We start from the raw sequence: 11013 nt of genomic DNA, 5'->3' as shown, positions 1-11013 counted from the left end.
TTTCTGAGGAGTTCCTTTACGCGCTGAGGCGGGCGATCGCCTCGTCCACCGTCAGCTCCTCGCGCTCACCGGTCTTGCGGTCCTTCAGCTCCAGGACGCCCTCGGCGGAGCGGCGGCCGGCGACGAGGATCTTCGGTACGCCGATCAGCTCGGCGTCCGTGAACTTCACGCCCGGGGAGACACCGGCGCGGTCGTCGACCAGGACGCGGAGGCCCGCGGCGCGGAGCTTCTCGGAGACCTCCAGGGCGAGTTCGATCTGGAGGGCCTTGCCGGCGGCGACGACGTGGACGTCGGCCGGGGCGACCTCGGCGGGCCAGCACAGGCCCTGCTCGTCGGCGGTCTGCTCGGCGAGGGCGGCGACGGCGCGGGAGACGCCGATGCCGTAGGAGCCCATGGTGACGCGGACGGGCTTGCCGTTCTGGCCGAGGACGTCGAGCTTGAGGGCGTCGGCGTACTTGCGGCCGAGCTGGAAGATGTGGCCGATCTCGATGGCGCGGTCCAGCTTGAGGCCGGTGCCGCAGTTCGGGCAGGGGTCGCCGTCCTGGACGACCACGACGTCGACGTACTCGCCGACCTCGAAGTCGCGGCCCGCGACGACGTTCTTGGTGTGGGTGTTCGGCTTGTTGGCGCCCGTGATCCACGCGGTGCCGGGGGCCACGCGCGGGTCGGCGATGTACTTGACCTTCTCGCCCAGGCCCTGCGGACCGACGTAACCGCGGACCAGGTCCGGGCGGCCCGCGAAGTCCGTCTCGGTGACCATCTCGACGGTCGCCGGGGCGAAGTGCGCCTCGACCTTGCCCATGTCGACCTCGCGGTCGCCGGGGACACCGACGGCCACGATCTCGCCGTCGACCTTCACGAGGAGGTTCTTGAGGGTGGCGGAGGCCGGGACGCCGAGGGAGGCGGCGAGGGTCTCGATGGTGGGGGTGTCCGGGGTCGGGATGTCCTCGGCGGCGGGCACGGCGGAGCCGTCCACGGCCTTCAGCTCGTACGAGATCGCCTCGGTGTTCGCCGCGAAGTCGCAGTTCGGGCAGTCGGCGAAGGTGTCCTCGCCGGCGCCGGCCGGGGCGAGGAACTCCTCCGACTTCGAGCCGCCCATCGCGCCCGCGGTCGCCGCGCAGATGCGGTAGTCGAGGCCGAGGCGCTCGAAGACGCGCTGGTAGGCCTGGCGGTGCAGGGCGTAGGACTGGGCCAGTCCCTCGTCCTCGGTGTCGAAGGAGTACGAGTCCTTCATGAGGAACTCACGGCCGCGCAGGATGCCGGCCCGCGGACGGGCCTCGTCACGGTACTTGTGCTGGATCTGGTAGAGGATGACCGGCAGGTCCTTGTAGGAGGACGCCTGGTCCTTCACCAGCAGGGTGAAGATCTCCTCGTGGGTCGGGCCGAGGAGATAGTCGCCGCCCTTGCGGTCCTGGAGGCGGAACAGCTCGGCGCCGTACTCGTCCCAGCGGCCGGTCGCCTCGTACGGCTCGCGCGGCAGGATCGCGGGGAGCAGCACCTCCTGGGCGCCGATCGCGTCCATCTCCTCACGGACGATCCGCTCGACGTTGGCCAGCACCTTCTTGCCGAGCGGCAGCCAGCTCCAGATGCCGGCGGCGGTGCGGCGGACATAGCCGGCGCGGACGAGGAGCTTGTGACTGAGGACCTCGGCGTCCGCCGGGTCGTCGCGCAGCGTCTTCGCCATCAACTGGGACATGCGCTGGACCGGTGCGTTGGCCATGGTTCTCGTACTCCTGCCGGAAAAGGGTGATGGCTAGGAGGTTAGCCGGGGGGCCGGTTGCGGCGGAAATCGGTTAGCGGTGGCGCAGCGGGAGGGGGGCGCCCATCACGGCGTACGGCTTCGGGGCGCTGGGGAAGAGGACCTGGCGGGCGAGGTCCGTGTAGCCGAGGGAGTGGTACAGGCCGCGGGCCGGGCTGTCGGTGTCGATCGCGGAGAGGATCGAGCGGGGTTCGGTGGCGCCGTCGGTGATCGTCGTGATCAGGGAGCGGCCCACTCCGCGGTTCTGGTAGCGGGGGTGGACGTGGAGTTCCGTGATGACGAAGGAGTCGTCCAGCCAGATGTCGTGGCCCTGGGCTCTGAGGTACGGCTCCACGACCGTGGACCACCAGTGGGTGCGGTCGTTGGGCATGCCGTACACGAACCCCACCAGGTTGCCGCCTGCCGTGGCGCCGAGGGCTCGCGCGCCGGGGTAGGTCATGTGGCGGAGGACGATCTGGCGGCGCACGGCGACCTCGTCGGGGCCGAGTCCGAAGGCGATCGCCTGGACGGCGAGGGCCTCGTCGACGTGGGTGGGGAGGTCCAGGGGGCCGATCACGACGTCTTGGGGGTGGCGGTGGCCGTGACCGGGAAATCGCATGTGGGGATCGTATAGGGGGGTGCGTGGTGTGGGGCGGGTGCGTATCTCAGAAGAGAACGCCCATGTCTCAGAAGAGAACGCTCATGAACGCACCGACCTCTTGGAAGCCGACTCGCCTGTACGTCCTTCTCGCCGCCGTGTTGAAGTCGTTGACGTACAGACTCACCACGGGGGCCACGTCCGCGAGGGCGTAGCGCAGGACCGCTGCCATGCCCGGGGCCGCCAGGCCCCTCCCCCGGTACTCGGGGGCCACCCAGACGCCCTGGATCTGGCAGGCCTGGGTCGTGGCCGCGCCGATCTCGGCCTTGAAGACGACCTTGCCGTCGTGGTCGAGGCGGGCGAACGAGCGGCCGGCGCCGACGAGTTCGGCGACCCTCGCCTGGTAGAGGAGGCCGCCGTCGCCGGCCAGCGGGGAGACGCCCACCTCCTCGGTGAACATCGCCACGCACGCCGGCATGATCGTCTCCATCTCGTCCTTGCGGATGCGGCGGACGTACGGATCCGGGGCGATGTCGGACGGCATGCGGTCGGTGACCATGAGGGGCTGGTGGGCGCGGACCTCTCTGGCGGGGCCCCAGCTGGGTTCGAGGAGGCGCCAGAGGTCGGCGGTCGAGTCGGCCGGGCCGACGATCGAGGAACAGCGGCGGCCTGCCCTGCGGGCGCGGTCGGCGAAGGCGCGGACGGCTCTCGGGGTGGCGCAGATCGGGACCAGGTTGGCGCCGGCGTAGCAGAGGGACGTCAGCATGCCGTCCTCGTACCAGCCCCACATCTCGCCGCCGAGCCGCCACGGGTCGAGGCCGGCGACCTGGACCCTCGATGTCACGAAGGCGTTCGCGACCGGCTCGCGGTCGAGGACGGCGAGCGCGGCGTCCAGGTCGCTCGGTTCGAGGACCCGGGAGGTCGTCTGGGTCAACACGGGCGGGGCCTCACACTGGGGACAGCTCTGATCTCCGCACTGTACCTGCGGAAGCTGAGCCGTGCCGCCCAGTGGAGGTGGCCGTTGTTCTTGAGGTGCGGGGCGTGGGGGTTGCCGGTCGCCCATGAGCTCGGGAGCTGTGCGGCGTGGGCGGCTGCGGGTCGTGGGGGCTGATCGCGCAGTTCCCCGCGCCCCTGAGGGGCCTTCGGCCCCCTTAACCCGCTACCGCCACCGACGGCTCGCCCGACTCCACTCCGTCCGCCTCCATCTGTTCAGCCAGCTTCATGGCCTCCTCGATCAAGGTCTCCACGATCTTGGACTCGGGGACGGTCTTGATGACCTCGCCCTTGACGAAGATCTGGCCCTTGCCGTTGCCGGAGGCGACGCCGAGGTCGGCCTCGCGGGCCTCGCCGGGGCCGTTGACGACGCAGCCCATGACGGCGACGCGGAGGGGGACCTCCATGCCGGTCAGGCCCGCGGTGACTTCTTCGGCGAGCTTGTAGACGTCGACCTGGGCGCGGCCGCAGGAGGGGCAGGAGACGATCTCCAGGCCGCGCTGCTTGAGGTTGAGGGACTCCAGGATCTGGATGCCGACCTTGACCTCCTCCGCGGGGGGCGCGGACAGAGACACCCGGATCGTGTCGCCGATGCCCTGGGAGAGGAGGGCGCCGAAGGCCACGGCGGACTTGATCGTGCCCTGGAAGGCCGGGCCCGCCTCCGTCACGCCGAGGTGGAGGGGGTAGTCGCACTGGGCGGCGAGCTGCTTGTAGGCCTCGATCATGACGACCGGGTCGTTGTGCTTGACCGAGATCTTGATGTCCCGGAAGTCGTGCTCCTCGAAGAGGGACGCCTCCCAGAGGGCCGATTCGACGAGGGCCTCGGGGGTCGCCTTGCCGTACTTCTGGAGCAGACGGCGGTCCAGGGAGCCGGCGTTGACGCCGATGCGGATCGGGGTGCCGTGGTCCTTGGCGGCCTTCGCGATCTCCTTGACCTTGTCGTCGAACTGCTTGATGTTGCCGGGGTTCACCCGGACCGCGGCGCAGCCGGCCTCGATGGCCGCGAAGACGTACTTCGGCTGGAAGTGGATGTCGGCGATGACCGGGATCTGGGACTTGCGGGCGATGGTCGACAGCGCGTCCGCGTCGTCCTGCGTGGGGCAGGCCACGCGCACGATCTGGCAGCCGGAGGCCGTGAGCTCGGCGATCTGCTGGAGGGTCGCGCCGATGTCGGACGTACGGGTCGTGGTCATCGACTGGACGGAGACCGGGGCGTCGCCGCCGACCGCTACGGTGCCGACCTGGATCTGCCGGCTCTTGCGGCGCTCGGCAACCCTGGTCGGAACGGACGGCATGCCGAGAGAAATCGCAGTCATCTGCTGTGCAACCCCAAGTCGTGGATCAAGGTCCGGCGCCAACGGAACAGTGGGCTCCAGGCTTCGAGATTACGGCACGTGCGCAGGCCCGGGCACATCCCACTGGTCAACCCACACGAACGGGGACGGCCCGGCACACAGAGTGCCGGGCCGCCGCGAACGCCGTATGACTAGGAGATTCTCACCGGGTTAACCACGTCGGCGATCAGGACCAGGACGGTGAAGCAGATGAAGATGCCCGCCACCACGTAGGCCACCGGCATCAGCTTCGCCACGTCGAACGGGCCCGGGTCCGGGCGGCGCATGACCTTGGCCACGTTGCGGCGCAGGGACTCCCACAGGGCGCCCGCGATGTGGCCGCCGTCCAGGGGCAGCAGCGGGAGCATGTTGAAGAGGAACAGGGAGAGGTTGAAGCCCGCGAGGAGCATCACGAACATCGCCAGTTGCTGGGATGCGGGGATGTCCAGGGTCGCGATCTCGCCGCCCACCCGTGCCGCGCCGACCACGCCCATCGGGGAGTCCGGTTCGCGCTGGCCGTCGCCGAAGGCGGCGTCCCAGAGGGCCGGGATCTTCGAGGGGAGGGCGGCCAGCGAGTCGACGGCGTCGCCGACGCGGTCCGTCATCCAGACCACCGAGTCGCCGAAGTCCTGCTTGACGACGCCGGTGGCGGCGCTGAAGCCGAGGAAGCCGGCCTTGACGTACTCGCCCTGGACGTAGGCGCCGCTGGAGTCCTTCTTCGCAACGAGGTTGGTGGCGATGGTCGCCTTGAGGTCGACCTGCTTGCCGTCGCGGTCGACGACGATCGGGACCGTCTTGCCGGCGCTGTCGCGGATGAGGTCGGAGAGGGTGTTCCAGTCGTCGGTCCGCACCCCGGCGAAGGAGACGATCTTGTCGCCCTTCTTCATGCCGGCGGCCGCCGCCGGGGACGCCTTGTCGGTGCTCTTGCAGGTGTCGCGGTTCTCGCTCTGGGAGATCACGCACGGGGAGACCGAGGCGACGTCGGTGGTCTGCTGCTGGATGCCGAAGCCCATCAGCACCGTCAGGAACAGGGCGACCGCGAGGATCAGGTTCATGAACGGGCCCGCGAACATCACGATGACCCGTTTCCAGGGCTTGCGGGTGTAGAACATGCGGTTCTCGTCGCCCGGCTGGAGCTCCTCGTACGCGGCCGAGCGGGCGTCCTCGATCATGCCGCGCCACGGCGAGGTGGAGCGGGCCTCCAGCTTGCCGTCGGGGCCGGGCGGGAACATGCCGATCATGCGGATGTAGCCGCCGAACGGGATGGCCTTGACGCCGTACTCGGTCTCACCCTTGTCACGCGACCAGATGGTCGGGCCGAAGCCGACCATGTACTGCGGCACGCGGATGCCGAACAGCTTGGCCGTGGAGAGGTGGCCCAGCTCGTGCCACGCGATCGAGACCAGGAGTCCGAAGGCGAAGAGCACTATGCCGAGGATGAACATCAGGGTCGTCATGCACGGGCCTCCGCCGTCTGTGCCGTCAGTTCCCGGGCCCGGGTCCGCGCCCAGGTCTCCGCTTCGAGGACGTCCGACACGGTGAGTGAGGTTCCCGTGACCGGCGTGCCGTGCTCCTCCACGACGCGGGTCACGGTCTCCATGATCCCGTTGAACGGCAGCGCGCCGGACCTGAAGGCCTCCACGCACTCCTCGTTGGCGGCATTGAACACCGCCGGGGCCGTGCCCGCGAGCTCCCCCACGTGGCGCGCGAGGCCGACCGAGGGGAAGGCGTCGTTGTCGAGCGGGAAGAACTCCCACGTCGACGCCTTGCTCCAGTCGAAGGCGGGGGCCGCGTCGGGGACGCGCTCCGGCCAGCCGAGGCCGATGGCGATGGGCCCGCGCATGTCGGGGGGTGTCGCCTGGGCGATCGTCGATCCGTCCGTGAACTCAACCATCGAGTGGACATACGACTGGGGATGCACGACCACCTCAATGCGGTCGAAGGGAATGTCGTAGAGGAGGTGTGCCTCGATGACCTCCAGTCCCTTGTTGACGAGGGTCGCGGAGTTGATCGTGATCACCGGGCCCATGGCCCAGGTGGGGTGGGCGAGGGCGTCCTCGACGGTGACCTGTGCGAGGTCTTTCTTGGTACGGCCGCGGAAGGGGCCGCCGGACGCTGTCACGACCAGCTTCCGTACGTCCGCCCTGGTCCCGGAGGCCAGCGCCTGGAAGAGGGCCGCGTGCTCGGAGTCGACCGGGATGATCTGTCCGGGCTTGGCGAGGGCCTTGACCAGCGGGCCGCCGACGATGAGCGACTCCTTGTTGGCGAGCGCGAGGGTGCGGCCCGCCTCCAGGGCGGCGAGGGTCGGGGCGAGGCCGATGGAGCCGGTGATGCCGTTGAGGACGGTATGGGCGTCGGAGGCGGCGGCCTCGGTGGCCGCGTCCGGTCCGGCGAGGATCTCGGGGAGCGGTTCGCCGACGCCGTACAGGCTCGTCAGGGCCTCGCGCAGCTGCGGTACGACGTCCTCGCGGGCGACCGCGACGGTCCGTACCCCGAGCCGGTGGGCCTGCTCGGCGAGGAGGGCGACCCGGCCGCCGTTGGCGGAGAGCGCGGTGACCCGGAAGCGGTCCGGGTTGCGCAGGACGAGGTCGATGGCCTGGGTGCCGATCGACCCGGTGGAGCCGAGGATCACCACGTCCTTGGGGCCGTCGCCCGCGACAGGGTCGTAGACGAGATGTGGGTCGGCGAGGGCGCGGGCCGGAAGCCCCGTCGTCCGCCCGGAGGGCGGGCCCTGCGGCGTCAGGTGCGTGCTCTCGGCGTGCCGGGCGCTGACCCTCGTACTGGATGTACTTGGGTCAGCGCCCGGTGCGCCGAGAGTGCGTGCATGGCGTCGCGGGGCAGACGGGGCTTCCGGCCCGTGCCCTCGAGGGGTTGGACTGTCGCTCATCCCCCCATTGTTGCCGTAAGGACGGTGTGTGAGGACAGCGCGTCCCCCGAAGGAGACTCGAAGGAGGTTCTCCGGGGGACGCTTGCTGTCATGGGCCGGTCAGCGGATCGGGCGGTGGACGTTGTCCCGTTCGCTGGGGCCCGGGGTGGCGTCGGCGATCCACGGGCCCTCGCCCGACGGGTCGACGATGCCGTCCTCCAGCCATTCGTAGGTGCCGGACAGGACGCCCTTGACGACCCTGCGGTCGACGTCGTCGGTGTTGGTCCACAGGCGGCCGAAGAGTTCCTCGACGCGGATGCGGGACTGGCGGCAGAAAGTGTCGGCGAGTTGGTAGGCCTGGCGGCCGTGGTCCTCGGAGGTGCGGAGGAGTTCGGCGCGGACGCAGGCGGCGCTCATCGCGAAGAGTTCGGCGCCGATGTCGACGATCCGGCCGAGGAAGTTCTGCTTGGTCTCCATGCGGCCCTGCCAGCGGGACATGGCGTAGAAGGTGGAGCGGGCGAGTTTGCGGGAGGTGCGTTCTACGTAGCGGAGGTGCGGCGAGAGGTCTACCTCTTGCTTGAACTCGCCGTAGGAGTAAGGGAGTTGACCCTGACCCGCGACCAGTTTCGGGAGCCACCTGGCGTAGAAGGCGCCTGCCTGGGCGCCCGCTTTCGCCTTGTCCGAAAGGGACTTGTCCGGGTCGATCAGGTCGCCTGCGACCGACAGATGGGCGTCCACCGCTTCTCGGGCGATCAGGAGGTGCATGATCTCGGTCGAGCCCTCGAAGATGCGGTTGATACGGAGGTCTCGCAGGACCTGTTCCGCCGGGACCGCTCGTTCGCCCCGGGCCGCCAGGGAGGCCGCCGTCTCGAAGCCTCGGCCGCCTCGGATCTGGACGAGTTCGTCGGCGATGAGCCAGCCCATCTCGGAGGCGAAGAGCTTGGCGAGGGCGCCCTCGATGCGGATGTCGTTGCGGTCCTCGTCGGCCATCTGGGAGGAGAGGTCCAGGACCGCTTCCAGGGCGAAGGTGGTGGCCGCGATGAAGCTGATCTTCGCGCCGACGGCCTCGTGGTGGGCGATGGGCTTGCCCCACTGCTCGCGGGCCGCCGACCATTCGCGGGCGATCTTCAGACACCACTTGCCGGCCGCGACGCAGGAGGCGGGCAGCGAGAGGCGGCCCGTGTTGAGGGTCGTCAGGGCGATCTTCAGGCCGGCGCCCTCCGGGCCGATGCGGTTCGCCGCCGGGACGCGGACCTGGTGGAAGCGGGTGACGCCGTTCTCGATGCCGCGCAGGCCCATGAAGGCGTTGCGGTTCTCGACGGTGATGCCGGGCGAGTTGGTCTCGACGACGAAGGCGGTGATGCCGCCCTTGTGGCCCTCGCTCTTGGGGACCCGGGCCATCACGACCAGGAGGTCGGCGACGACTCCGTTGGTGGTCCAGAGCTTCACCCCGTCGAGGACGTAGTCGTCGCCGTCCGGTACGGCGGAGGTGGCGAGGCGGGCCGGGTCGGAGCCGACGTCCGGTTCGGTGAGGAGGAAGGCGCTGATGTCGGTGCGGGCGCACCGGGGCAGGAACGTCTCCTTCTGCTCCTGGGTGCCGAAGAGCTTCAGCGGCTGGGGTACGCCGATCGACTGATGGGCGGAGAGGAGCACGCCGATCGCGGGGCTGGCGGAGCCGGCGAGGGCGAGGGCCTTGTTGTAGTACACCTGGGTGAGGCCGAGGCCGCCGTACTTGGTGTCGATCTTCATGCCGAGGGCGCCGATCTCCTTGAGGCCGTTGATGACCTCGTCGGGGATGCGGGCCTCTCGTTCGATGAGGGCGCCGTCGACCTTGGTCTCGCAGAAGTCGCGGAGCTTGGCGAGGAACTCCTCGCCGCGCTGGGCGTCGTCGGCGGGCGGCATGGGGTGGGGGTGGATGAGGTCGAGCCGGAAGCGGCCGAGGAACAGTTCCTTGGCGAAGCTGGGCTTGCGCCAGTCCTGTTCCCGGGCCGCCTCCGCCACCTGGCGGGCCTCGCGTTCGGTGACGACGGGCTTCGGTTGTGCGGACATGAGGCTCACCTCGCCGCTAATCGGGATCATGGGACCGAATGGTTACCGACCGGTGCTACTCGATCGTATGTACCCGATCCCGGGCGCGCCCACCACCCCTGGGACGCGGCCGTTCAGCCGACGTTGACGGAGTACGCCTCGGTGTCAAGGCGGCCGGTGCCCGTCAGGCGGCGGTGCCGCATGGGGCGGTCCTCACGATGGGGGTAGTCGGTTACGTCCTTCAGTGGCCGCCCGGGCGGGATACGTTGCCGTTGCGGGCCGATCCACCGAACAGCTGCCGGAAGTCGAATGTCGAAGCGCTTCGACAACCTATGGACACCCACCCCCGGTACAGCTACTGTCGAACCACCCCCACCCCGCCTTATTCGTACCGCGCACTGTCGAAGCGCTTCACAACGCTGGGAGAGCTGGATGGTCACCCTCGCCGAGGTCGCCCAGCACGCCGGAGTCTCGGCGAGCACGGTGAGCTATGTCCTCAGCGGCAAGCGGTCCATCTCCGGAGCCACCCGGCAGCGGGTCGAGCAGAGCATCCGCGAGCTGGGCTACCACCCGAACGCGGGCGCCCGCGCCCTCGCCAGCAGCAGGTCGAACATCATCGCGCTGATGGTCCCGCTGCGCACCGACATGTACGTACCGGTGATGATGGAGATCGCCATCGCCGTCGCCACCACGGCCCGGACCCACGGGTACGACGTCCTGCTGCTCACCGGCGAGGAGGGCCCCGACGCCGTACGCCGCGTCACCGGCAGCGGGCTCGCCGACGCGATGATCCTGATGGACGTCGAACTCGACGACGAGCGACTGCCGTTGCTGCGCGGCACCGATCAGCCGTCCGTCCTCATCGGCCTCCCCGCCGACACCTCCGGACTCACCTGCGTGGACCTCGACTTCAGGGCGACGGGCGCGCTCTGCGTGGAGCATCTCGCGATGCTCGGTCACCGCGACATCGCTGTCATCGGCGAGGCCCCGGCGGTCTACGAACGGCACACCGGTTTCGCCGAGCGCACGCTCGAAGGACTGCGGTCGCGGGCCCAGGAGTTGGGCGTACGACTGCTGCACCGGCCCTGCGAGGGCGGCTACGACGCGATGGCCGTGACCCTCGCCCGGATCCTCGACGAGCGCCCGGCCACCACGGGGTTCGTCGTGCAGAACGAGTCGGCCGTCGAGCCGCTGCTCGCCCTGCTGCGCCAGCAGGGCCGTGCCGTGCCCGAGGACGTCTCGGTCGTCGCGGTCTGTCCCGACCAGGTCGCCACCCAGGCCTCGGTGCGGCTGACGTCGGTCGCCATCCCCGCGCAGGAGATGGGACGGCATGCCGTGGAGCGCCTGGTGGCCAAGCTCGACGGGCACGGCAGTGACGAAGTCGTCCTGATCGCACCCGAGTTGACGGTCCGGGCGAGCACGGGTCCGGCACCGGAGTAGCCCACCCGCCCTCGTG

General features: G+C 69.8%; 8 protein-coding genes. 1 reads left to right on the top strand and 7 read right to left on the bottom strand.

The features are described 5' to 3' along the window. Nucleotides 1-16: 16 nt before the first annotated feature. The 7 genes from ABZ928_RS16855 to ABZ928_RS16825 all read right to left on the bottom strand — a co-directional run bounded on the left by ABZ928_RS16855 (nt 17) and on the right by ABZ928_RS16825 (nt 9578). Complete coding sequence (locus ABZ928_RS16855; protein WP_361518848.1) at nt 17-1720, bottom strand: proline--tRNA ligase; 1704 nt, start codon at nt 1718-1720, stop codon at nt 17-19. Nucleotides 1721-1793: 73 nt separating this feature from the next. Further along, the gene (locus ABZ928_RS16850; protein ID WP_361518846.1) at nt 1794-2357 is read right to left on the bottom strand and encodes a GNAT family N-acetyltransferase; all 564 of its coding nucleotides are present in this window, start codon (nt 2355-2357) and stop codon (nt 1794-1796) included. 67 nt (nt 2358-2424) lie between these two features. Further along, on the bottom strand, nt 2425-3273 hold the full coding sequence (locus ABZ928_RS16845) for a GNAT family N-acetyltransferase (RefSeq protein ID WP_361518845.1): 849 nt from the start codon (nt 3271-3273) through the stop codon (nt 2425-2427). Nucleotides 3274-3487: 214 nt separating this feature from the next. Further along, the gene (gene ispG / locus ABZ928_RS16840) at nt 3488-4645 is read right to left on the bottom strand and encodes a flavodoxin-dependent (E)-4-hydroxy-3-methylbut-2-enyl-diphosphate synthase (RefSeq protein WP_361518843.1); all 1158 of its coding nucleotides are present in this window, start codon (nt 4643-4645) and stop codon (nt 3488-3490) included. A gap of 170 nt (nt 4646-4815) precedes the next feature. Continuing rightward, nucleotides 4816-6108, bottom strand: coding sequence for a site-2 protease family protein (locus tag ABZ928_RS16835; RefSeq protein ID WP_361518943.1), 1293 nt, complete (start codon nt 6106-6108; stop codon nt 4816-4818). A gap of 8 nt (nt 6109-6116) precedes the next feature. Beyond that, the gene (dxr, locus tag ABZ928_RS16830) at nt 6117-7406 is read right to left on the bottom strand and encodes a 1-deoxy-D-xylulose-5-phosphate reductoisomerase (protein ID WP_361518941.1); all 1290 of its coding nucleotides are present in this window, start codon (nt 7404-7406) and stop codon (nt 6117-6119) included. Between the two features lie 243 nt (nt 7407-7649). Beyond that, on the bottom strand, nt 7650-9578 hold the full coding sequence (locus ABZ928_RS16825) for an acyl-CoA dehydrogenase family protein (RefSeq protein ID WP_361518841.1): 1929 nt from the start codon (nt 9576-9578) through the stop codon (nt 7650-7652). A 411-nt stretch (nt 9579-9989) separates the two neighbouring features. Here ABZ928_RS16825 and ABZ928_RS16820 point away from each other — a divergent pair, with 411 nt between their 5' ends. Next, entirely contained in the window at nt 9990-10997 is a 1008-nt protein-coding gene (locus tag ABZ928_RS16820) for a LacI family DNA-binding transcriptional regulator (protein WP_361518839.1), read from the top strand. Nucleotides 10998-11013: the final 16 nt, after the last annotated feature.

This window comes from Streptomyces sp. NPDC046909 (assembly GCF_040644695.1).
Classification (GTDB): Bacteria; Actinomycetota; Actinomycetes; order Streptomycetales; family Streptomycetaceae; genus Streptomyces.
Note: the sequence above shows the minus strand (reverse complement) of the source record. Positions and strands in the feature narration are given on the sequence as shown.